General features: G+C 40.7%; 20 protein-coding genes. 3 read left to right on the forward strand and 17 right to left on the reverse strand.

Annotated features, from left to right (window positions below):
- Positions 1-218 precede the first annotated feature (218 nt).
- The 4 genes from SJ2017_RS15605 to SJ2017_RS15620 all read right to left on the reverse strand — a co-directional run bounded on the left by SJ2017_RS15605 (position 219) and on the right by SJ2017_RS15620 (position 3,905).
- Positions 219-1,022 (reverse strand): hypothetical protein, encoded by an 804-nt coding sequence (locus tag SJ2017_RS15605; protein ID WP_080916332.1) that lies wholly within the window; start codon positions 1,020-1,022, stop codon positions 219-221.
- Complete coding sequence (locus SJ2017_RS15610; protein ID WP_080917501.1) at positions 1,015-1,578, reverse strand: sigma-70 family RNA polymerase sigma factor; 564 nt, start codon at positions 1,576-1,578, stop codon at positions 1,015-1,017. The genes SJ2017_RS15605 and SJ2017_RS15610 overlap by 8 nt, the downstream gene beginning before the upstream one ends.
- Positions 1,579-1,766: 188 nt before the next feature.
- Positions 1,767-3,044 carry a YfbK domain-containing protein gene (locus tag SJ2017_RS15615; RefSeq protein ID WP_080916334.1) on the reverse strand — a complete coding sequence of 426 codons (1,278 nt, stop codon included), beginning with the start codon at positions 3,042-3,044 and terminating at the stop codon, positions 1,767-1,769.
- Between the two features lie 114 nt (positions 3,045-3,158).
- Positions 3,159-3,905, reverse strand: coding sequence for a hypothetical protein (locus SJ2017_RS15620; RefSeq protein ID WP_167692932.1), 747 nt, complete (start codon positions 3,903-3,905; stop codon positions 3,159-3,161).
- A gap of 333 nt (positions 3,906-4,238) precedes the next feature.
- Here SJ2017_RS15620 and purE point away from each other — a divergent pair, with 333 nt between their 5' ends.
- Together purE and purK are read left to right on the forward strand one after the other, a co-directional pair.
- Complete coding sequence (gene purE, locus SJ2017_RS15625) at positions 4,239-4,730, forward strand: 5-(carboxyamino)imidazole ribonucleotide mutase (RefSeq protein ID WP_080916337.1); 492 nt, start codon at positions 4,239-4,241, stop codon at positions 4,728-4,730.
- Between the two features lie 2 nt (positions 4,731-4,732).
- A complete protein-coding gene (gene purK, locus SJ2017_RS15630) occupies positions 4,733-5,830 on the forward strand; it encodes a 5-(carboxyamino)imidazole ribonucleotide synthase (protein ID WP_080916338.1) in 1,098 nt (365 codons plus the stop codon).
- Between the two features lie 76 nt (positions 5,831-5,906).
- Here purK and SJ2017_RS15635 read toward each other — a convergent pair whose 3' ends face one another.
- From SJ2017_RS15635 to SJ2017_RS15660, 6 genes are all read right to left on the reverse strand, one after another.
- Entirely contained in the window at positions 5,907-7,088 is a 1,182-nt protein-coding gene (locus tag SJ2017_RS15635; protein ID WP_055025711.1) for a methyl-accepting chemotaxis protein, read from the reverse strand.
- 228 nt (positions 7,089-7,316) lie between these two features.
- The gene (locus SJ2017_RS15640) at positions 7,317-7,934 is read right to left on the reverse strand and encodes a transglycosylase SLT domain-containing protein (RefSeq protein ID WP_080916340.1); all 618 of its coding nucleotides are present in this window, start codon (positions 7,932-7,934) and stop codon (positions 7,317-7,319) included.
- A gap of 446 nt (positions 7,935-8,380) precedes the next feature.
- The gene (locus tag SJ2017_RS15645) at positions 8,381-8,809 is read right to left on the reverse strand and encodes a hypothetical protein (RefSeq protein WP_080916341.1); all 429 of its coding nucleotides are present in this window, start codon (positions 8,807-8,809) and stop codon (positions 8,381-8,383) included.
- The gene (gshA, locus tag SJ2017_RS15650) at positions 8,806-10,398 is read right to left on the reverse strand and encodes a glutamate--cysteine ligase (RefSeq protein WP_080916343.1); all 1,593 of its coding nucleotides are present in this window, start codon (positions 10,396-10,398) and stop codon (positions 8,806-8,808) included. Before gshA ends, SJ2017_RS15645 begins: the two co-directional genes overlap by 4 nt.
- A 284-nt stretch (positions 10,399-10,682) precedes the next feature.
- Positions 10,683-13,514, reverse strand: a complete 2,832-nt coding sequence (locus SJ2017_RS15655; RefSeq protein WP_080916344.1) for a M16 family metallopeptidase — start codon at positions 13,512-13,514, stop codon at positions 10,683-10,685.
- Positions 13,515-13,693: 179 nt separating this feature from the next.
- Complete coding sequence (locus SJ2017_RS15660; RefSeq protein WP_055025715.1) at positions 13,694-14,116, reverse strand: YqaA family protein; 423 nt, start codon at positions 14,114-14,116, stop codon at positions 13,694-13,696.
- A 361-nt stretch (positions 14,117-14,477) separates the two neighbouring features.
- On the opposite strand from SJ2017_RS15660, the gene SJ2017_RS15665 reads away from it, so the two are divergent.
- On the forward strand, positions 14,478-15,725 hold the full coding sequence (locus SJ2017_RS15665; RefSeq protein WP_080916345.1) for a dicarboxylate/amino acid:cation symporter: 1,248 nt from the start codon (positions 14,478-14,480) through the stop codon (positions 15,723-15,725).
- A 134-nt stretch (positions 15,726-15,859) separates the two neighbouring features.
- Here the strand turns inward: SJ2017_RS15665 and SJ2017_RS15670 are convergent, their stop codons facing one another.
- The 7 genes from SJ2017_RS15670 to SJ2017_RS15700 all read right to left on the reverse strand — a co-directional run bounded on the left by SJ2017_RS15670 (position 15,860) and on the right by SJ2017_RS15700 (position 24,261).
- On the reverse strand, positions 15,860-17,107 hold the full coding sequence (locus SJ2017_RS15670; protein ID WP_055025717.1) for an alginate export family protein: 1,248 nt from the start codon (positions 17,105-17,107) through the stop codon (positions 15,860-15,862).
- 44 nt (positions 17,108-17,151) lie between these two features.
- Positions 17,152-17,994, reverse strand: coding sequence for an ABC transporter ATP-binding protein (locus tag SJ2017_RS15675; protein WP_080916346.1), 843 nt, complete (start codon positions 17,992-17,994; stop codon positions 17,152-17,154).
- Positions 17,995-18,018: 24 nt separating this feature from the next.
- On the reverse strand, positions 18,019-19,008 hold the full coding sequence (locus tag SJ2017_RS15680; RefSeq protein WP_080916347.1) for an ABC transporter permease: 990 nt from the start codon (positions 19,006-19,008) through the stop codon (positions 18,019-18,021).
- Between the two features lie 29 nt (positions 19,009-19,037).
- A complete protein-coding gene (locus tag SJ2017_RS15685) occupies positions 19,038-20,402 on the reverse strand; it encodes a CmpA/NrtA family ABC transporter substrate-binding protein (RefSeq protein WP_055025720.1) in 1,365 nt (454 codons plus the stop codon).
- A 654-nt stretch (positions 20,403-21,056) separates the two neighbouring features.
- Complete coding sequence (locus SJ2017_RS15690; protein ID WP_055025721.1) at positions 21,057-22,187, reverse strand: sodium ion-translocating decarboxylase subunit beta; 1,131 nt, start codon at positions 22,185-22,187, stop codon at positions 21,057-21,059.
- A gap of 15 nt (positions 22,188-22,202) precedes the next feature.
- On the reverse strand, positions 22,203-23,996 hold the full coding sequence (oadA, locus tag SJ2017_RS15695; protein ID WP_080916349.1) for a sodium-extruding oxaloacetate decarboxylase subunit alpha: 1,794 nt from the start codon (positions 23,994-23,996) through the stop codon (positions 22,203-22,205).
- A 16-nt stretch (positions 23,997-24,012) separates the two neighbouring features.
- Positions 24,013-24,261: an OadG family transporter subunit gene (locus SJ2017_RS15700; RefSeq protein WP_055025723.1), complete on the reverse strand. Its 249-nt coding sequence runs from the start codon at positions 24,259-24,261 to the stop codon at positions 24,013-24,015.
- Positions 24,262-24,492: the final 231 nt, after the last annotated feature.

A 24,492-nucleotide genomic window follows, 5' to 3' on the forward strand; every position in this document is an offset into this window, starting at 1 on the left:
ATTTTCAAGCACTCAAATTAGCAAAAAAAATGCAACTTATCAGTATCAAAATACGTTAATTAATGATTTATCCTCGATGAATTTGTAACCGAATACGTTAGTAAAAATACTCATCAAAGAATAAGGATTAACATGATTAAGTTAAGATAAAAAAAGGTAATAATATCAATTAAATATTATTACCTTTTTAATATTATGGCTTTGCGCTCACGGCGACACTATTGAGTAGTCAACTGCCTTTTTAATTGCTGATACACTTCATGTTGTGGATGTTCTAATTCCACAATCCTAGGGAATCGCTGTTCAATCGTTTGTAGATATCGTTCAGCTTGTTGCCAATCTTTATCTTTAACTAATTGTGTTAATGTTTCCAAAGCTTGTTCGACTGAATCATGTTGCATTAAAGGTTGTGACTGCATTTTATCTATCTTGCTAATACCTTGTGCTTCAGACAGTTTCATTTGACTTCGAGCGATATCTGAAGCGTGTTCCGTACTCACTTTCGGTGCTGCTTGTTGTTGAGTTAATGCTTGTATGGCTTGAGTCTCTTGCTGTGCTTCAGCCATCGTTTCAATATTCTGCTCACTTCCCTGCTCAACACGTTGACTTGAACTTGCAGGTTCATCAGCAAAAGTATTGGGCTCTGCACGCATCATAGCTGGCGAAGGTGAAGTTTGATTAACCTCTGTCGCCATTGGAATGGCTTCTTCAATATCTGTCACAGCATGTTGATTAAATTCAGGATTGAGTAACATAACCGATGCTATGATCATCACTGATGCAGCACTTGATAATGGCAATTTATGCTTATGCCAAAAACTCACCTTAATCACATTGGAGTTGGAATCCTGCTGCGTTGTCTGTGTCGAACGCATTTTTGACTGAGCCAAAATTGCAGCATCAATCGCCGCAGAAGGCCGCTCTAAATTTTGTAGCTTATACAATGCAGAAATGTCTTGCTGCAACGCCGCAAAAGCTTCGTCAGTCATAGGTTCAGAGTCATTATTATCATGCTTACTCATGAGTCATTCCCTCCCACTTATTGGCGACACATTGTTTGATACTTTGATACGCATAGCGAATTCGGCTTTTAGTGGCTTCAACGGTAACATTAGCAATATCACTGATGGCGCTAGCTGTTAAGCCTAACTCGATGTTCAACAGAAATGCTTCTTTTTGCACCGCTGGTAATTTAGCTACGCAGGCTTTAAGTAATTGCGCTTGATGCTGTTGCTCTAAAACTTCATCTGGTCGCCCATTGAATTGTTGATTACCAATGTTGGCATCAAACTCATCCATGCCCTGCTCACCTAATTCATCAAGCTTATCTAATGGTTTTACAGCACGGACATGATCGATTAATAAATTATGTGCAATACGGTATAACCAAGTAGTAAATTTAGCAGTAACTTGGTAATTATCTGCGGCATTAATCACTTTGCCCCAAGTATCTTGATATAAATCTTCTGCTAAGGTGTTATCGCTTATTTGGCGTACAAAGTAGCGATAAAGCGGCCCTTTATGTTTACTGTAAAGCGCTGCAAAAGCGTGAGCATCACCTTGCTGATAGTCCAACATTAATTGTTCATCGGATCTATCAACAGCTCTATTAGCTTGCTGATTTATTTCGTTATCTGTCACCACTGACTACCTTGGTTATAGGCTATTTTCGCATTAAACCAGTTTGCCCAGCGACGTAGGTAATGTCCACTTATTCACTGCATTGAGTCATAAAAAACCTCATTCAATCTTCAGTTAACTTGAAATTAATGATTTTGATTCTTTGTTTGCTTACCCTCTAATAACTCACTCTGTTTTGGTGGCAAAATGGGCTGCGGCATTGGATAAGGCGTGACCTGATTGGGAGGACGATATTGTTTACCTTGTTGCGACTTGGTTAGCTCATAAACCGACTTAACAAGCGCTAAAAACTCAATTTTATCGGTTGATGCGTTATCGCCCACAATTTGATTTAGTTCATTCACCGACTGGTTAGCAATATGCACTAATTCGTCATAATTAAACTGATGCACATAATGATTGTGATTAATAAGCTGACCCAGTCCAGCCACCGCAGTCGCAAATCGAAACTCAGGGCTAGCTTGTTCAAAGAACTTATGTTGCTGCGATATATCAATCGCGTATTCAGGTATTAACTGCTGTTTAGCTGTGGCTCTGGAATCCAAAATGACTAATTCGGCCATCGTTGTTGCGCTAAAACCTTGGTGAACACCACGATTACCAGCAGTATCACCCTCAATATTATTAACACCTACACTCATGGTTTGCTCGTTATATCTAAGCTCATATAACGCAACAAACTGTTTAGCATCACTCAGTTTGATATGAGGTTGAACATGTTGTGCAGGCCCCTTTCTACTATTAACTCTGGTATTGGTTTCATAGCCAATTAAACGATACTCAGACACTAATCTAGGATTAAACCTCACCAAAGTCTGTAGCCAATTAAAACCCAATGCGGCTTTTTCGCTGGCATTCGCGGTCAACTCAACATTCACAAGTAGTAAAAACGTGCTTTGATTGAATGGCGATGGCGCGAGTTCTGTGGTCACTTTATAGTTTTTTGACAACTCGCCGCTGTTAGCTAATGTGTTGTCAAGTCGATAATCGAAATGGTTAACTAATTGATGGCTACTAACTGCGTTTCGTAAAGGTAACTGGCCTTGAGCTATCAAGGATTGTAGCGCATCGTAATCAGTATCATTAAAGGAAAGTCGGTATTGCGACAGCGGCGTTTCCCCTGTCACCATATTGCCACCATGACCATCAATGCTCAGCAGCCCTTGATAAAGCCCAGGTTTAACGGGCGGCATCGTCGGTTTTTTAGGAAGAATAATAGGATCAATAGGCTCTGCTTGAACGGCATTAGGTTTGTTCGTGACCTCAGCTCGCACATGTAGAGTAAGATTCACTAACAACACCAATAGTAATGTCAGACCAACTAAAATAGACGGCCATAAACGCCCTTTTTTGAAGTAATAGCCCTCCAATTTTTGACGTGATAACTTCGATGATGTTCCCATTTTTAGCCCCTTAACCGTTTTCACCTATTAGTAATAACGGATAACAAATCAAAAAGGGTTAAATTTTTTAAATAATATCAGTATTGCTACGACTCAAAAAAATAATTACGGTTATTACTGACTAAAAACACGTTCTAATTCAGGAATTAAAATGGCTTGTTCAGCCTCACCAAAAAAGTCAGCATGCATTTGAATAAAAGCTTCTTGAAAACTTTGTAGCCCCATAATTCGGTCAATTTCAGCAATGACTTTTTTACCTTTTTCGCCCTGTGAACAAACGATGTAACCATAAATAGGCTGAGTCACATGGCGAATAGGAATAGATTGATAATCTAAGCTCTGGTTATTGTCTCGTAAAAAGGCATCGACCACTTCACTGTACTCGATAATCCCCTTTACTCGCTCTGCTTTAAGCATTTTAATTAAACTGTTTGAAGAGCCCATCCCGCCACGAATATAGTATTGATGTGGGTTTCTTTTTATTTTCTCATCAATAAAGTCGCCATAAGCTCTATCTTTGACGACCCCAAGTTGACCATGTGTATCTGCAGGAAAATTCGCTAAATCAAACTCTTTGGGAAAGAGATCCCAATTATGACTCATTACGATTAATCTAAGTGGAGGGTAAACACTGATAGGATATTTGGAAAAATGAGCGACACTTTCACGTTCTGCGGTTTTTATTTTATTAAACATGCAACTATTTTGCTGTTTAGATAATTCTAACCAACCACGAGTCATGCTGACTTGCTCTTGGTCAAATGAAAGCTGCTCATCACTAAACTCTGTTAATAATGCAATTGCTTCCATCTCTTCATTACCAGAAATAGACACTATCGTTTCATCAACTTCCGTTAACATAACGGCATGAGTTGCAGCTATAAGCTGCTGATTGAATGTAGTAAAAAAAAATACAGTGCAAAAAACTAGTCCCTTAGTCTTTAACCTTTCGAATGCCATAAAGTACCCTCGAGTTCAAAGCCTATGTCATTAACAGTAGAGTACCCTGTTAGCATTCGCAATCAGAAACTGAGTTTCAGCCGCAGAAAACACTGAAATGCAGCGAAAATAAAGCCAGCATGCTATTATCTAGCCCCTTTTTTATCGTCATGATTTTCATGGTGATAAGCCCTGTACCCTACGCAGGGAAAAGTAAGAAATAACCTAATAATATAAGTGTGTTAAGGAGTTATCATGCAAGCCCTTGTTGCCGTAGTAATGGGATCTAAGAGTGATTGGCCCACCATGGAAGCCGCCGCAGAAATAATGGATAAGCTTCAGGTGCAATATCATGTTGAAGTTGTCTCAGCGCACCGTACTCCTGACAAACTAATGGACTTTGCAAGCACTGCTGCCGATAAAGGTTATAAAGTGATTATTGGTGGCGCCGGTGGTGCTGCTCACTTACCTGGTATGATCGCTTCAAAAACCCGTTTACCCGTTCTTGGCGTGCCAGTACAAAGTAAGGCGCTTTCAGGAATGGATAGCTTACTGTCAATCGTTCAAATGCCTAAAGGTATTGCAGTGGGTACCTTGGCAATCGGCACAGCGGGTGCATTTAATGCTGGCTTACTTGCAAGTCAAATCCTTGCTGTAACGGACGCTGAACTGGCTGCTCGTCTTGATTCATTTAGAGATGATCAAACTAACACCATTCTTGAAAACCCAGATCCGAGGGAAGCTTAATAATGGCTCAGCAAAACCCTAAACAACATAATGTCTGGGTACTTGGCGATGGCCAACTCGGCGCCATGCTTTCCCATGCTGGTCAACCTTTAGCAATCAATGTCCAACCTGTGGACATCATGACGCCATCTAATGAGCGTTTACCGCTGAAAGATACTGATATTATCACTGCAGAGCGTGAGCAATGGCCAGAGTCATCCCTAAGCCTGCAATTAAGTGAACATCAGCATTTTATTAATGGCCCCGTTTTTGGGCGTTTGGCTGACCGCTTCACCCAAAAAAGCTTATTGGATGAACTGTCGGTTCCGACATCGCCTTGGGAATTAGTTGATGACAATACCGATACCTCAAACTTGCATCAGCAATATGGTGATAGAGTATTACTTAAACGCCGCACTGGCGGTTATGACGGCAAAGGTCAGCATTGGTTAAAGCAAGCTGAAGGAACAGAAATCCCCGCGGATTGGCGCAATGAAGCCATTGCAGAGCAAGCAATCAATTTTGATGAAGAAGTATCAATTATTGGTGTCAGAACCCAAAGTGGTGAATGTGTTTTTTACCCATTAACCCTTAACTTACATCAAGATGGTATTTTAATGGCTTCTATTTCGCCATTAAGCCGATTAGACCACCTTCAACCACAAGCTGAAGCAATGTTAACTAGCGTCATGGATGCTCTCGATTACGTGGGAGTTATGGCGATGGAATGTTTCCGTGTCGGTGATGAGCTACTGGTGAATGAGTTAGCACCACGAGTGCACAACTCAGGGCACTGGACACAGTCAGGCTGCCACATCAATCAGTTTGAATTACACCTGCGTGCATTGTGTGATTTACCGATCCACACCCCACAAGTTAACTATAAATGTGTGATGGTTAACTTAATTGGTGCGGATAAAGACGACCGCTGGCTAAGCTTACCGAATGCAGAGCTATTCTGGTACAACAAAGAAGTCAGAGTGGGCCGTAAAGTGGGTCATCTCAATTTATCAGCACACAATAAAGCGATGGTTGACGACAGTATTGCACTATTACAACAGTGGATGCCTGAGCAGTACCAAGCCCCTCTTGCTTGGATATTGGCTGAATTCGAGCGTTAAATTGTAGTGAGTCATGTTCGCTATAAAGCAAAAAAGGAGCCTAAGGCTCCTTTTTTATTTGCTACCTTTAAGCTTGTTAAATACACACTCGGGTTAGTACTTGTTCAAGGTTTTCAGAGCTTGCCTTTTGTTGTTGTGCTCTTAATGAAATCGCTTCGAGATTTAATTGCACCTCATGGCTTAAACGTGAAATTTCAATCGCACGATTATTAATGCTTCCCGTTGAAGTTTGCTGACCTTGAATACTGTAAGTCATATTGCCAGCAACACTGTCTAATTGCTCAAAGACGTGTCCTATATCGCTAAAGGCTTGGGTCACACGCTGACATTGTTGTAGGCTTTCTTGGGTGACACGCTGACTTTCTCCGATGGCACTGACCGCATTTCCAGCTTTAGCTTGAAGCTCTAGCACAATTGATTGAATTTCAACTGTCGATTCTTGTGTTCGATGCGCTAAGGCTCGCACTTCATCTGCTACAACAGCAAAGCCACGCCCTTGCTCACCCGCTCTAGCTGCCTCAATTGCAGCATTTAGGGCTAACAAGTTAGTTTGCTCGGCAATACTTTTAATGACTTCTAAAACGTTACCAATTTTCTGGCTATCACTGTTCAGCAAATCTAAATCAGACACCATGCTCTCAATGCCATTAGCAAAGGTCGTCATTGAGCTTTGGTTATTTTGTGCATCACTTGTTCCTGATGCTAATAGCTCTTTAACTTGAACTGATGTCGACTTAAGCTCTTCAGCATTAGTAAATAATTCATCCGCAGTGTGAACAATCTCAGTTAAAGAAGCACTTATTTGTTCATTCTCTTGTGTGCTTTGACTCATTGATGACTCAGCAGCTCCCATTTGAGAAGCAAGTTCATATGATCCTGAGCGAACATCATTAGCATCGGCTCGAATCTCATCAATAACAGCTTTCAAATCTTCAATGAAATCGCTTAATCCATTACTGATATTAGCAATTTGGTCATCTCCATTATCCTTTAATGGCTTATCGGGCGCAGTATGGGTACTGACCACTAACGCTAAATAATGACTCAATACATTTAAGCGTTTTTGTACTTGCTGCTGGTAAACATATAACAAGGCAAACGACTGCGCAGTCCCTAAGCAAACAAGCAATATGACCAATTGGAATGTGGAGATTTGATCAGGAAGAAACAGTGAAACAACAATGGCGAGCAAGACAAACGACATGACGGGTAATAATAACCTCGTCTGCAATTTATTATTATCATTATGAGTTTGCATATAGGGTTCCGAAAACGAATAAATTATTTTAAACCTAAGTGGTTACAATTTTTATTATTGATAAATCGTAAGATGTTAAATCCTGTGCAACATTAAAGAATTAACACAATATCTACAATTGTTATCGGACATTGTCGCTGAAAGTTTAGATTTATTATTGTCAGTATTTTTATACAAATGAAATAAAAAAGCCTCGCATTGGCGAGGCTTATGGTTCAAGGCGATGGATTACCCAAAGAATAAACGCCATAACCAAGAAGAATCTAAGTCTTCTTTACAAGTGTGATACTGTTGAGCATAGGTTTTTGAACGTGCATCGACGCGATTGGCGACAGGGCCTAGCCACGCTTTGGCTTTATAAGTTCCCCGTTTGTAACCGCCCCATCCTTCGTGATAATTCAAATATTGATTTTTTGCATCCCACTTAGAAATACCATTGATTTTATTAGTTTTATAAATAAACCACCCCATAAAATCCATCGCATCATCAAAGTTACTTCGACTCGACCATGAATTACCTGTTTCTCGTACGTAATCATCCCAAGTCATCGTTTTCGCTTGCGCATAACCATAAGCATCACTGGCACGCCCAATAGGAATAAAACCGAGGAAATATTCCATAGGCGGTGCAGCATTATGTTTAAATGAGCTTTCTTGATACATCATGGCTAAAGGCACATGAACCGGTACGCCCCATTTATCACGAGTATTGACAGCAGCTTTATACCAAGAGCGATTTTCTTGGAAAATAGAACACAGGTTGTCAGGCTCTTTTGGTGGAGGTGTGGCACAACCAGTTAGTTGTAATAATAAAATGGTGCTTAAAGCACGAAAAAACCACTTCATAAAAGCCCTTATAGCAAATGAAAACAACTGAATATGAAAATCCAAAGACGGGTAGATTCTCACATCAAAGTGACAGAGATGCAAACCGCTTTATCATAAAAAAGCTGACGATGTCGTTATGATAAAGCGACAAAATATCCCATGACTTAACTGACAATTAGACAGTGTCGCTTAGACGGTTATGGACTATCACGGATTGATATCATCGCAGTACATATAGGCTATTAACGATATTTTGAGGTCGCTAATTTTAAGAAGGCTAGTTTATGAGGCTAACTTTAAGTCACTTTGCTAAATGATTTTTCAGTCACTTTTTAAATAACTGCGTTGAAGAGATAAATGTAAAGCGATTAATTGAACACGAGGAAAATGAAAAATAGGTATGGGACGAAAAATGACTAAGCATTATTCCTTGATGCAATTATCGCTTGGGGAGCATTGAGTATTTATCCCATCTTATCGGTAAATACACATTCATAAGACGCTTGCTTCCAAACCACTGGCTGCCAATAGTCGCTATTAAGCCCTGTATATGTTTTATCAACTTTAAGTTCAGCTGCTAAATGATAGCGCTGCTCACGTTCAACCACAATATCCAGCTTTTTGGTTTGTCTGGCTGCGAGTTTAACTTTCAATTCTGGCGACTCTATTAGCTCAGCTAAAGTAAACGTGTGCTTACCTGCTGTCAGTTTATAATAAGGACGCGAAATAACAGCTTGACCATCAAGATGTGTGACAACCACCCGATATAGGTTGTCTGCAGTCGGCGGCGTAATGTAACTCGCAACCGAACCACACATAAACTCATCATCTGATGAACTTGCACACCCTTGAAGCAGTGCAAGCATCATCAATAATAAGGCCATTATCTTCATTGATTGACGGCAACTGCTGACTGTGCTAAATCAGCAAAATAATCCGCTAAAAACTCATCAAAGCTCACTGCGGGTTGTGCTTCAATATCTTGCTGCACTCTTAGAGACTCTTGCGCTTCAGCTTCATATTCAGCCAGAGTGTTGGCTGATAACGGATAATTAGACAGGTACTCATGGTACTGTTTTGCAAGTTGTTTAACCCACACACCATGATCAATTCCTTGATTAACTACATCTTCAAGCACACGACCAGATAGTGTTTTACTTGGGTCGTTAATCGCTTCTTGCCACTGTGATAATGCTTTTTGGTACTGATTTCCCTCACCATCAAGTAAAACAGCAAGTCGTGACATTGGCTCAAAAATATCACTTAACCATTCAGTTAACTTAACGTGTTGGCCCTTTCTACTTAAGGTTAAGTCAGGTTTACGACCTTCAAGTACAACAGCTTTTAAGTTAGCGGCTATTTCAGCCTCCCCTTCAACATCTGTTTTATCGGATGAAAGTAATAAACAATAAAGCAAGAACAAATCAAGGAACTTAACCTGACTAGCATCAATACCAATAGGGCTATATGGATTGACATCAAGAGCACGCACTTCGATATATTCTACACCAGCTCTAGCAAGCGCTTCAGATGGTTTTTCACCTGACTTAGCAACGCGTTTAGCCCGAATTGGCGAATAAAATTCATTTTCGATTTGTAAAACGTTGCTATTCAACTGGCGATATTCATTGCCAACCTTAACCCCGATTTTTGCAAAGCTTGCTGAAGGCATTCTAATCGCTTCGCCTACACCCGCTAGATACTCAGGCAGCGAGTTATAACTAATATCTAGCTGCTCCTGCTCTTTATTGGTGTAACCTAAATCACTCATACGCAATGACGTTGCGTAAGGTAAGTAAAGTGTCCCTTTACCTGTTTTCTTAAAATCAAAATCAACTGGCTGTTCTTTAATAAACGAACTACATAGTGCGGGTGAAGAGCCAAAAAAGTATGGCAATACCCATACCAAGCGGCGATAGTTACGGATCATGCCAAAATAAGATTCTGAGATAAAATCTTGTCGAGAAAGCTGTTTATCACTTTTCTCGTATAAAGCATCCCACAGTTTTTCTGACACTGAAAAATTAAAGTGAACCCCTGCAATAATCTGCATTAAAGGTCCATATCTATGAGTTAGCCCTTGACGATAAAGGGTTTTCATTTTGCCATTATTTGAACTGCCGTAACGGGCGATCGGAATATCTTTCTCATCGCCAACATAACAAGGCATGCTGACAGGCCAGAGTGTTTGGCCATTCATATTTTTAACACTGTAGGCATGAGTTTGAGTCAAGCCATCTAATAAAGTGTCAATATTAGAATTAACTGGAGTGATGAACTCTAAAAGAGACTCACTGTAATCTGTGGTAATACGAGAGTGAGTTAAGGCTGAACCTAACTTTTCTGGGTGACCGTCTTTTGCTAATTGACCAGAGTCATCGATTCTTAAAGCTTCACGTTCAATGCCCCTTAACATACCGAGCAGTGATTCACGACCTTGGTCGTTGGAAAGGTAATCGATTATTTCATTGAATGAGTTCAATTTGCTGTTCTCTTATTGTAACCCGAATTAATAACTCGAATTAATCACTCGAATTAGTCAGCCGCATCGGTTCATATTGCGACTTACAATCTGCTAGACCTGCTATTAAACGATATTATTTCCAACAATGCATAATAAAATCTGCTTCATTGAATAAATTTACGTTCAATCGTCTTAAAATAAAAAACGGTAACATCATTATTGTCACCGTTATGTGGTCTTTCATCATATCAGACCCTATAAAACCTATATAGGGTCTATATTTTTAAAAACAATAGCGAAACCTATTTAATCTCTTTTATAGGATAGCCTAAAGCTTCAAGTTTAGGTGAAATCACCGTTTTATCGCCAACAATGACCATAATCATACTCGATAAATCTAACTGCGCTTTAGCTAACTCGTTAAGTTCATCTTTACTGATTGTCGCCACAATATCAGCCTGTTGCTCAGTAAAATCATCTGCCAATTGGTAACGCTGTATCATGCGCATAAAGCCCGCTTTTTGATATGGGGTTTCATACTCAAGCGCTTTACCTTGAGAAATAGAACTGCGCATGAAAGCTAACTCTTTATCCGTCATGCCTTCAGCTTGAAAACGTTTTATTTCATTCACAAATTCAGTCACAGACTCAGCCGTTACATCTGTGCGAACACTAGCAGTTGCTTCAAAACGACCGATAACATCATTACCATTAAAGCCAGTTCTTGCCCCGTAGGTATAGCCTTTATCTTCACGTAGATTCAGGTTTATACGACTATTAAATGCTCCACCTAATGGGTAATTCATTAAGAAAGATTTAAAATACTCCCCTGTCGCATCGTAAGGTAATGCTCGCTTACCTATCTTAATCACTGACTGAGCCGCACCGGGTTTATCAATAACGTAAATAGTACCACCAGCAAGTGTTGGGAATGTTGGTAAGGCTTCAGCTTTATTTGCACTGCCTTGCCATTTCTCCAGTACAGAAAGTTCAGACATCACCTGTTGTTGAGGTAAATCAGACACTAACACCATCTGCGCATTACCTGCTTTATATTGGGTTTGATAGAACTGCTTTACGTCATCTAATGTCAACGCAGAAACTGTCGCTACACTGCCTGAGGCTTGTACGCTAAAGTGAGTATCTTCGCCAAAAAGTAATCCTGAAAATGCTCTACGAGCTAGATAGTTTGGATCTGATTCTTGGTGTTGTAACCCTTGTATTTCCTGTTGTTTTAGACGCTCAAAATCAGCCTCAACAAAACCTGGCGAAAATAACTTTTCTTGTAAAATTGCCAACGTTGGTGTCAGATTTTCAGTCAAACTCGATACTTGAATGTAGCTCTGAGTAGAGGTTGCTCCAAATGAAATACTACTGCCTAGCATTTCAAGTGCGCCTGCTAATTCTTCTGTTGTTCGTTTTTGACTCGACTCATTTAACATTGAAGCCGTTAAAGAGGCGACACCTGCTTTTTCAATTTCAGGTAACCGATTACCGCCATCAAGGTAAATTAATAACTCTACCGTTGGGGTTTCATGGTTTTCTGTTCCCATGACCTCGATGCCATTTGCTAGTGATGCATTCCATAGCTTTGGTACTTTAAGCACGGGCGCAGCGCCTGCCTTCGGCATCACGGTGCGATCAAAGCTTGAAGTGATTTGACGAACATTCTCTGTTCCTGTTACCGCTACATCAGCCACTGATTGCGTTACCGGAGTGAAGTTATCCTCTTTAGCTATAAGCTGTTTAGCCCCTTCAGGAACCACACTCATTACGACCATTGGTTTATCTTTGATATAGGTTTTAAAAACCCGCATCACATCTTCTTTGGTAACACTGGCATAACGAGCTAAATCACTGGCGACCATATTAGGGTTATCAAAAAAGGTTTGATTGTAAGCCAGTGTAGAAACTTTGCCTTTCACACTCTGCATGCCGTAAATGGTATCGGCTTCAAATTGCACTTTTACTTTTTGTAGATCGTCATCGGTCACACCGCGCTGCTCAAACTCGACAATCGAGTCATTAATTTTTTGCTCTAATTTAGCAAGGTCGGTACCTGATGCAGGATTTGCCAACGCATATAGAGTCAAACGACACGATAACTCTTGGCAAGGATGACCGACTGATGCCTGCACAGCAAATCCATCTTTAACCAGATTTTTGTATAACAGCGATGTTTTACCGCCGCCTAAAATGTTGGCCAATAAATCTAATGCAGCTTCATCTTCATGACGGGCATAAACTGTTGGAAAACCCATATAAATCAGAGGTAGATGCACCTTATCTTCCATCGAAATATATCGGGTTTCATCGAGAGTAACAGGGGTTTTAGGATCGGCTTTAACTTCAGGGCCACGGGCTAACTCACCAAAGTACTTATTAACCATGGCAAGCGTTTGCATTTCATCAAAATCCCCACCAATAGTTAACGTAGCATTGTTAGGCCCATACCAACGTTTAAAGAAGTTACGAACATCATCAACCGTTGCACGTTCTAGATCTTCTGGCCAGCCAATCACAGGCCATGAGTAAGGGTGTCCCTCAGGAAACATGGCTTGATTAAAGCGTTCATTCAAACGGCCATATGGTTGGTTGTCGATACGTTGAGCACGTTCGTTTTTCACCGTTTCACGCTGAACTTCAAATTTCTCACTGGTCAATGCTGGCAACAAAAAGCCCATTCGGTCTGACTCTAGCCACAACATTTTTTCGAGCTGGTTACTTGGCACGGTTTCAAAATAATTTGTTCTATCGGTATTAGTCGTCCCGTTAAGCGTGCCGCCAGCTTCTGTGACGACTTTAAAGTGTTGCTCATCTCCAACATGCTGGGAGCCCTGGAACATCATGTGTTCGAATAAATGAGCAAAACCACTGCGGCCTTCTACTTCACGAGCAGACCCCACATGGTAAGTAACATCAACATGAACAAGAGGATCTGAATTGTCCTGATGCAAAATAACTGTCAGTCCATTCTCTAACAAATATTTTTTATAAGGGATACTCACCGCGTCAGATACACCAACGGTTTCGATTAAAGTCACGCCTTGAGGCAAACTGGAGGACGTTTTTACGTCATGTGCGCAGCCACTTATGGCAATAGAGATCGCCGCTGCTAAGATCCATTTCTTCACTTAAACTTCCTTTAAAAAATTAATAGCATAAATAGTATGGGCTTACGACCCTGCTTTATTCAGATAGTTTCCAATAGTAGTGAAAATTGCGCTATGGCTTGCAAAAATACAAACTAAAGTGATTGAAAGTTATATATTAATATTCAATATGATGGATACCCTACCTCGTAGGGTCATTATTACCACGCCAACATAAATGCTGCCACAATTAAAGAGTAACGAATCGTTTTACCGATGAGTATCATGATAGTCGATTGGATAATAGGTAACTTTAGCCATCCTGCGATTAAACATAAAATATCGCCGATTAATGGCAGCCAAGATAACAATAACGCCCAATAGCCATATTTTTCGATTAATTTTAGTCCATGTTGATATTTTTTAGAGGCAAAGTCCTCTGGCGTCTTCGCAAAGCGGCCTAAATAGCCTAAATAATAACTGGTGATTGCCCCTAACGAATTACCAATACTGGCCACAACAAGCAATGCAAACCACGTTTGTGGGGCTTCATTCAATAAAGCGACAAGTAAAACTTCTGAGCCTCCTGGTAACAAAGTTGCTGCTAGAAAGGCCCCGCTAAACATTAACCATAACGCTGTCATTTACTTTACCTGATGATATTTATAGAGTTTTAATCACTTTGAAGTCACACCTTACCAAGGGTTAGCAAGTTGTTGAAATTTAAAGTACATTTAACAAGTCTCAAAAATGGTATAAGTTATATCAAAAACGGTTTGTCCCGTTATGTTTGACTCAATACAATTCGAAAATTGCTCCACCGAGAACTGTAGATAAGCAATATTAAAATAAGCTGAACCTTAATGATGTGAACCATCGTATTGCTTACGCAGCGTAACTTCCGCAATGACTATTCAATAGCCTTTGTGTAATTGTGTTCGGTTATTGAAATAATAATCCCCTTGCTGAAAACAACGGCAAGTATAATAAATAGTTGGAAATTTAATGATTTTTCAAACCTTGAAACGTATTCCTTTTTGGCAAAAAGTCCTCGCGGGTTTTGCTTTTGGTATCATGGCGGGTGTTGCTTTAGGCGAAAGCGCCGTAATGCTTAAACCACTCGGTGACTTGTTTATCAGTGCCATTAAAATGTTGGTCGCACCCTTAGTTTTCTGCGCCATTGTCGTTAGTATTACTTCTTTAGGTTCTCAAGCAAACCTTAAACGTCTTAGCTTTAAGACCTTAGGCCTGTTTATGCTAACAGGCACGGCTGCATCATTCATAGGTCTTGCCATTGGTAGTTCTTTTGATATGGGCGGCAGTATTGAGCTGGCGACAACGGAAGTGAGAGACCGTGATATTCCAGGGTTTGCTCAAGTCTTATTAAATATGATCCCAGTTAACCCTTTTGCCTCATTAGCAGAAGGAAAAGTACTGCAAATTATCGTATTTGCTGCATTAGTGGGTATCGCTATTAATGCTGTTGGCGAAAAAGCTGCACCACTTAAAAATACCATTTCAGCTGGCGCAGAAGTCATGTTTGAACTCACTCGTATGGTATTAAAACTCACCCCAATAGGTGTATTTAGTTTAATGGCTTGGGTTGTGGGTGAGTACGGTTTATCAACCTTATTGCCATTAGGTAAGTTCATTATCGCAATTTATGTCGCAGCGCTCATCCACATCATTTTTGTCTATGGTGGCTTAATTAAGTTTGTCGCTAAACTGAGCCCGATACAATTTTTCCGCAAAGCCATGCCTGCACAGTTAGTCGCATTCAGTACTGCATCTAGCTTTGGTACATTACCAGCAAGTACTAAATGTACTGAATCAATGGGCGTATCTAAACGCTATAGTGCTTTTGTTTTACCTCTTGGCGCAACCATGAATATGGATGGTTGTGGCGGTATTTACCCTGCTATTGCGGCAATCTTCATTGCCCAAATTTATGGTATCCCCTTAGAAATGAGCGATTACATGCTTATTGCTGTGACAGCTACAGTAGCGTCAATTGGTACTGCAGGTGTACCTGGTAGTGCAATGGTTATGCTAACCGTTACCTTAGGTGTTGTTGGTTTACCGCTTGAAGGAATCGCATTTATTGCGGCAATTGACCGTGTAATTGACATGATCCGTACAGCAACGAACGTCACTGGCGATATGATGACAGCGGTTGTTGTTGGTAAAAGTGAAGGTCAATTTGATGAAGCGCAGTTTAATTCAAATGAAAAAATCATTGAGCAAACAGCATAGTTAATGACGTAATTAAGGATTTGGTTAAAGATTCAGTTAATTTGCTACCAAACCTACAAAACGGCAGATGAATTGTTCATCTGCCGTTTTCATTTTATAGCCCAACCTATTTAAAAGTCGCGAATGACATTAGGCTAAAACTTTGCGTTAAACCATACCCACGCTTTGTCAGTATCCACTTTACCTGCTGCAACATCACCAGCTGAATAAGCCGCATATTTAACGCCAACGGTATAGTGGTCATATAATGGCATACTAAAGACGGCGTTGATTTCTGAGCCTAAATCGTCCACCGCTGCACTTGATTCATCCGCATCAAACTCGTGATAAGCCACCGCCCATTTACCACCAATCACACTACCACCAATAGATGCATACAAGTCAGCCAAGCCTTCTTTAGGTGTTGTTAAGAATTGGTCGGTCCAACCATTAAAGCCATGTAGTGTTGCAAGTGGAGTCGAGAAACCATAATCGCCACCATCTGAACCTAACAGCTCGTAGCCTACTTTGAAGGTAACCACTGAAAAACCAACGCCCCCCTCAAGGCTCATATAATCTGCAGAATAAGATTGCCCTGCTGTATCTGAATCCTGAGTGGCATATTCCGCTGTATAAAGTAACTTGATATCACCAATATCAGCTTTACCGGTAAAGCGAAGACCATAAGTGTCTAGACCGTTTTCAATATTAGTATCTTCTTCTAATAGGTAGCCATAGGCGCTTAACGTACCAAAACCCGTTTTTAATTGAGCATTGATTAAATTATCTTTTGAATCAATATCTTTTGCTTCTGCAAAAATACGATTTCGCTGAGTAATATAACCATAATCAATTTGGAACATATCATTGAACTTATATTCAAGCATGACGCCATCAAACGTCTGTCTATCTTGACGCCAACCCACATGTCCCACAAAACGCTGATTATCAAAGGTGATCACTTGTCGACCCCCTTTAACACTAAAACCTTCGTATTGGTATTTTAAAAATAGTTGATCAAGTTCTGTGGTTTCAGGATCGGCAATCACAGAATAATCAGGATTGTTTCCTAAAGTATCGTTATAGTCATCAACACCCGCTACGACACGTGAATCTTCGAACTCGACTAACGAACTAAAACCATAGTAATCAGCTGTGGCGTAAGTTAATCGGGTACGTAACGTAAAGGCATCTGCATCTTTTAATGCGTTATCTTGCTCTACCATTTCATAACGCAGATTCAAATCGACTTTCACTTTCCCTTCAGTCACAGCTTCTGCAATCGTCGTTGCTTCTGCAGCATGTACTTGGCCCATCAATGCCAAAGATGCTGGAGCAATGATGGTTAACGCTGATTTTGCTAACCTTTTATTGATAAAACTCGCAAGTTGATTCTTTCTCATCATATTTCCCTTGTTGTAATTAAATCTTGTCCATCAGAGTAATCTTAGCCAACATTAGCAGTTTCATCGTTACTAATTGATGAATTACTAATATTAATGGTCTCAACTTTTCGTTGCTTCTCGTATAAGAACTTCAATACTTCAGCACGTAGACGGTTATATTCTTTGTCTTCTGCCAGTGCTAACCGCTCTCTTGGTCTTGGTAAATTAACGTCTAAAATTTCACCAACCGTCGCTGCTGGGCCGTTGGTCATCATGACAATTTTATCGGATAGTAATACGGCTTCATCCACATCATGCGTAATCATAATAACGGTGTTATTCAGCTCGTTTTGAATTTCCATTAGCGAGTCCTGCATGTGCGCACGCGTTAGTGCATCTAATGCGCCAAACGGTTCATCCATTAGCAAGACTTCGGGTTCCATTGCCAATGCTCTTGCAATACCCACTCGTTGCTTCATACCGCCTGAGATTTCGCTAGGAAGCTTATGCATTGCATGTTCCATATGTACCAGTTTTAAGTTGCATTCAATCCAGTCCTTAATTTCAGCTTTGGATTTTTTATTCTTAAATACTTGTTTAACTGCTAGCTCGACATTTTGATATGACGTGAGCCATGGCAGTAATGAGTGGTTTTGAAACACAACGGCTCGCTCAGGCCCTGGCTCTGTTACTTCTGCGCTGTTTAAAATCACTCCACCTTGAGTGGCTTGATAAAGACCCGCTACGATATTTAGTACAGTTGACTTACCACACCCCGAATGACCAATGAGCGATACAAACTCACCTTTATTGATCTTCAGGTTCACTTCTTTAAGCGCTTTAAATGGACCATTAGGGGTAGGAAAATCCATATCGATATTACTGATATCTAAAAATACACTCATAATATTTACTCCTTGCGTCCCAAATTAACGGGCTTTATCCCAAGAGAACCAAGCTTGTAGTGCAAGCATTGCTCTATCTAGTAAGAAACCAATAAACCCAATCACGATAACGGCTGCCATAATGCGAGATAACGACTCTGAACTTCCGTTTTGGAACTCATCCCAAACAAATTTGCCAAGGCCTGGGTTTTGCGCCAACATCTCTGCTGCAATTAACACCATCCAAGCCACACCGAGTGATAAACGCATCCCCGTGAAAATTAACGGTATTGATGCTGGTAATACGATTTTCTGCACATGAGTAAAGGCTGATAACCTCAATACTCGACTGACATTTAATAAATCAGTATCGATAGATGCGACTCCGATTGAGGTGTTAATGATCATTGGCCACAAACTACATAAAGTGACTGTGAGTAACGAATTGATAAACGATTTGGATAACATAGGATCTGGAGAGACATAAAGTGCGCTCACCACCATAGTAACCAGTGGTAACCAAGCCAATGGCGAGACGGGTTTAAACAGCTGCACAATAGGGTTTATTGCCGCATTTAAATTTTTGCTCAGCCCCATCCAAATACCCAATGGAATTGCGATAATCGCGGCTAATAAAAAACCTGACATCACGGTAATCAAACTCGTAACAATCTGATCAACAAAGGTTTCTTTACCTGTATAAGCTCGTGTCTTTGGCACATAAGTTGGATCTTTTGCCACGCGGGCTTCATTACGCACTTTTTGACGCTCATAGAAAGCTGCCGCTTTTTCTCGTTCAGCCACATGTTCTTGGTAAAGCGAGTCGAACTGAGCTACAACAGCCACTGGCCCCGGAAACTTACCCAACGAAGTGTTGATGTTATTTGCGCTGATAGACCATAAGACTAAGAACACGGTTAAGCCAATAATGGGTAACAGTAACGCTTTACTCATTTGACCTAGTTTCGAAAGCAACACGTTGGCAGATGACTTATCCATAGGAAGCCTCTGGGTAATTTTTGCAATGGTTGACATAGCTCTATCCTCACTTCGATAGCTGTAAATTACAGCTTATCGCCTTGTTTTAGACCAATGCTGAACTTATTGATGTAAGCATTAGGCGCGCTCCCGTCATACACGATATCGTCAATAAAGTGCTGCTGAGGTTTTTTAAAGCCAGTTTCAGTTGCAAAGTCTGGGAAATGTTTTGCATCAATGGTTTTGTCATCAATTAAGGATTGAGCAGCTTTAGCATAGATATCTGGGCGATAAACTTTCGCAGCAACATCTTTGTACCAATCATCAGGTTTATCTTCAGAGATCTGTCCCCAGCGACGCATTTGCGTTAAATACCAAATCGCATCTGAGTAATATGGGTAAGTTGCGTTATAACGGAAGAACACATTGAAGTCTGGAACCGCTCGTTTATCGCCTTTTTCATATTCAAATGTGCCGGTCATACTATTAGCAATGACATCGTAATCAGCACCAACATAATTAGATTGCGATAAGATTTTTACAGCTGCTGGACGATTGGCATTGTTATTATCATCTAACCACTTAGCCGCCTTAATCAGGGCACGAGTTAAACGAATCGTCGTGTTAGGATATTTTTCAGCAAATTCAGCCGTGATCCCAAAAACCTTCTCTGGGTTGTCTTTCCAAATTTCATAGTCGGTAACAACCGGCACTCCAATGCCTTTAAATACGGCTTGTTGATTCCATGGTTCACCCACGCAGTATCCATAAATAGTGCCAGCTTCAAGCGTTGATGGCATTTGTGGCGGAGGGGTTACAGAAAGAAATGCTTGCGCATCTAATTGACCCGAAGTGTCACCTTTATGAGGCGCATAGTATCCTGGGTGAATACCGCCAGCAGCTAACCAATAACGTAGTTCGTAGTTATGGGTTGATACAGGAAATACCATGCCCATTTTGAACGGTTTACCAGCTTCAGTGTATTCCTCGACAACAGGTTTCAGCGCATCAGCTTTAATTGGATGAACAGGTTTGCCATCGCTATTTTTAGCGATGTTAGGTTTCATTTTTTTCCAAATATCATTGGATACCGTAATGGCATTACCGTTTAAATCCATCGAAAAAGGCGTAATAATATGCGCTTTAGTACCATAACCAATAGTGGCAGCTATTGGCTGCCCTGCCAGCATATGTGCGCCATCTAAGCGACCATCAATAACACCGTCTAATAACACCTTCCAGTTAGCTTGGGCTTCAATCGTGACGTATAGGCCTTCTTCTTCAAAGTAACCATTCTCATAAGCGATAGCGATGGGCGCCATATCAGTTAATTTAATAAAACCAAAAGTCAGTTCTTCCTTTTCTGGAAATCCGACCTCAGCCATGGCTGGCAATACGGCAGAAAAAGACATCACCAGTAATGTCTGTTTAAGTGCTTTTTTCCAATTCATCTTTAAATCCTTGTTAAGTGTTAAATAGGTAAAACAAAAAAGGCGCTAACTACCCCCTAAGGAATAATTAAGCGCCTTTGCTTAAATTAATTTACGACTAAAAAATGATTAATTTTCACGTTTAAGACCAAAAACAATCAAAAATGGATAAATAAAATACAATTATAATCAGCCAATATGTGACCATTACTATTCAGCTAACGTGCCAACTTGGTAACACACTGTTTTAAATGTAAATTTTAAAACACTCCTCCAACATACCTATAAAGTGTAGTGCTAATTTAGTGCAAGATAAATAAAATCGCACCTAAATGGGTATAAAATACGAGTCGTTATTTGGATTGAACAACAATGGAGCAATGCAAGCCTTAGTATTGGATTAGGCTGATAAATCGACGTGCCTTAAGCCTTGCTAATCGAGTAAGAAAAGAAAATAAAGAAAGGCTTATGAGTGGTGAGTTAAATGCTATGTGAAGAGAGTGAGAAAGTGAGTAAAACCCTGATACAGACGCGTAATAGATGGCACTATCTTCTGTTTATACCGATGAGCTAGCGATGAACTCAGGCTCAATATGACTAATGTGTTAGCAAAAAAAACCACTGCTTAGCAGTGGCTTCAATATGATTTACAACAAACAGAGTTAACGCAAGGTATTAACCTAGAACAGCCAACAATACACCAGCAGCAACAGCGCTACCCAGTACACCAGCGACGTTTGGTCCCATAGCATGCATCAATAAGAAGTTTTGTTGGTTTGACTCTAAACCTACCTTATTCACAACACGTGCGGCCATAGGTACAGCAGATACACCAGCTGCACCAATCAATGGGTTAATCTTACCACCTGATACTTTAGACATCAGTTTAGCCATCAACACACCAGCAGCTGTACCGATACTAAATGCGACAGCTCCTAAGACTAAAATACCTAAGGTTTCGATACGTAGAAACTCTTCAGCCTGCAATTTAGAGCCTACAGCTAAACCAAGGAAAATAGTGACAATGTTAATTAATTCGTTTTGAGCAGTGCTTGATAATCTATCTACCACGCCACATTCACGCATTAAGTTACCTAGACAGAACATTCCTACTAAAGGCGTTGCTGCTGGTAAGAATAAAATGGTCATTCCCACTACCATCAATGGGAAAATAATTTTCTCTTTTTTACTGACTTCACGCAGCTGTTCCATCTTAATGGTGCGTTCAGATTCGTTAGTCAATAAACGCATGATTGGTGGTTGAATTAACGGTACTAACGCCATGTACGAGTACGCAGCAACTGCGATTGCACCCAATAAATCAGGAGCTAGTTTAGAGGCTAAGAAAATGGCTGTTGGGCCATCGGCGCCACCAATAATCGCAATAGCCGCAGCATCTTGCATAGTAAACTCAAACCCAGGCACTAAATTTAATGCAATTGCACCAAGCAAGGTCGCAAAAATACCAAACTGCGCCGCAGCACCTAATAGTAAGGTTTTCGGATTAGCAATCAGCGCTCCAAAGTCAGTTAACGCCCCCACACCCATGAAAATCAGTAATGGGAATATGCCTGTTTCAATACCAACATAGTAGGCATACCAAAGTAGACCGCCTTCGTCGGTAAACCCCGCATTAGGAATATTCGCCAGGATAGCACCGAAACCAATCGGCACTAACAAGAGTGGCTCGAAGCCTTTAGCAATGGCGAGATATAACAATGCCCCGCCAATTGCCATCATAAATAGTTGATCAGGTGCGAAGTTAGCAATACCTGTCTCAGACCAAAAGGCCATTAATCCTTCCATGCTATCTCCTACCTCTTACGCTAGTGCCAGTAATGGTGCGCCAACTGCAACTGCATCGCCTTGTTTAACCGCGATATTTCTGATCACACCTGTCGTTTCTGCTCGAACTTCGGTTTCCATCTTCATTGCTTCAAGGATTAATACCACATCCCCTTCATTCACATGGTCGCCATCATTCACCATCACTTTGAAAATATTGCCTGACAGCGGTGCGTTCATCGTGACTTTAATTTCATTACTCGCCGGCGTTAATGGTGCAAGCGGAGCTGGCGCTTGAGAACCAGCTGATGATGAAGTGGGTACAATTTGGCTAATATCTCCACCTTCACTGACTTCCACCACAAAATTTTGCCCTTGGACATTAACGGTATAGGTTTCAGGCCCTTTGTCTTTTTTATCAGCAACAACCGCCATATCATCAGCACTTGGAATAGGCTCAAATGCGTCCGGATTACCACGGTTAGTTAAGAACTGTAATCCAATTTGATTAAATAACGCATACGTCATCACATCATCATCAGTTTCTGCCGCCAAAGTAATATTGTCTTTCTTCGCGATATCAGCCAACTCTTGGCGTAACTTATCTAGCTCTGGTGCAATAAGATCGGCAGGGCGACATGTAATGGCCTCACCACCGTCTAGCACTCTAGTCTGAAGTTCAGCGTTAACTGGTGCAGGTGTTGCACCGTACTCACCTTTTAATACGCCTTCAGTTTCTTTAGCTAGGGTTTTATATCGCTCACCCATTAGGACATTAATTACAGATTGAGTACCTACAATCTGTGACGTTGGCGTCACCAAAGGTAAGAAACCAAGATCTTCACGTACACGAGGGATCTCTTCTAATACAGCATCCATTTTGTCTGCAGCGCCCTGCTCTTTGAGCTGGTTTTCCATGTTGGTTAACATGCCACCTGGCACTTGTGCACGTAAAATGCGTGAATCAATACCTTTCAGTGCACCTTCAAAACGAGCATACTTTTTACGAACTTCTCTAAAGTAAGCTGCAATTTCTTCTAACAGCGCCATGTTATAGCCGGTTGAGCGGCCATTATCTTCAGCCATTGCGACTAAGGTTTCTGTCGCTGAATGTCCATATGTTTGGCTCATTGACGAAATGGCGGTATCAAGTACATCAATACCCGCTTCAATTGCTTTTTGATAAGTTGCAGTGCTTAAACCCGTTGTAGCATGACAATGCATAGACACTGTTAAATCCGTTTGAGATTTAAGTCTGCTAATTAGGTCAAATGCTTCCATTGGTTTGAGTAGACCTGCCATGTCTTTTATACACAATGACTCACAACCCATGTCTTCAAGGTTTTTAGCCATATCAACCCAAGTATCAACAGTATGAACTGGGCTAGTTGTAAACGAAATAGTCCCTTGAGCATGACCACCAACCTGTTTCACCGCTTTAACAGCCGTTTCTAAGTTACGAACATCATTCATTGCATCAAACACACGGAACACGTCAACACCGTTAGTATGCGCACGCTCCACAAAGCGAGTTACTACATCATCAGCATAATGGCGATACCCCAAAAGGTTTTGACCACGTAACAACATTTGCTGCGGTGTATTTGGCATGACCTTTTTAAGTTCTCGGATACGATCCCACGGATCTTCTCCTAAATAACGAATGCATGAATCGAAGGTCGCGCCTCCCCATGATTCAAGTGACCAATAACCGATTTTATCCAGTAAAGGAGCGATAGGTAACATATCGTCTAAACGTAGGCGTGTTGCCAAAATAGACTGATGGGCGTCTCGTAATACTACATCTGTTAACGCTAAAGGCTTGCTCATAATTACTCCTAAACTATTAATCTTTGGCACGATACTGATGAATAGCAGAAGTGATTGCTGCTACTAACTTAGGGTCAAGTGTCGCTGCTGATGCAGGTGCTTGCACTATTGGCGCCGACGCTGCTGCAACTTGATTTTCTGACTTGGTTAATCTGGCGACGATAGTGATACCGACGATTAACAAGCTTAAAAAAATAAAGACTAAGCTCATCCCCATTATCATCACGCCTAAGGCGTTAAATAATTGCTCAGATATTGAAGTCATACACCCTCTCTTGTCTTAGTGTTCAATCAGTCATTGCACACAGGATCCGTTCTGATTACATACGCCAATAATGAAGTCATATATGAAATTAACTCACGCACCAAAAGTAGGCATTCATTAATTCACAAACGGCATTCAGAATAAATATTCAGTCTATCTTAACTAATTTATGATTATAAAAAAGCTAATCAACCAGCTAATTTAGTTATATCAAATTCTTCATTGACGAAA

The sequence above is a fragment of the Shewanella japonica genome (genome assembly GCF_002075795.1).
Taxonomy (GTDB): domain Bacteria; phylum Pseudomonadota; class Gammaproteobacteria; order Enterobacterales; family Shewanellaceae; genus Shewanella; species Shewanella japonica.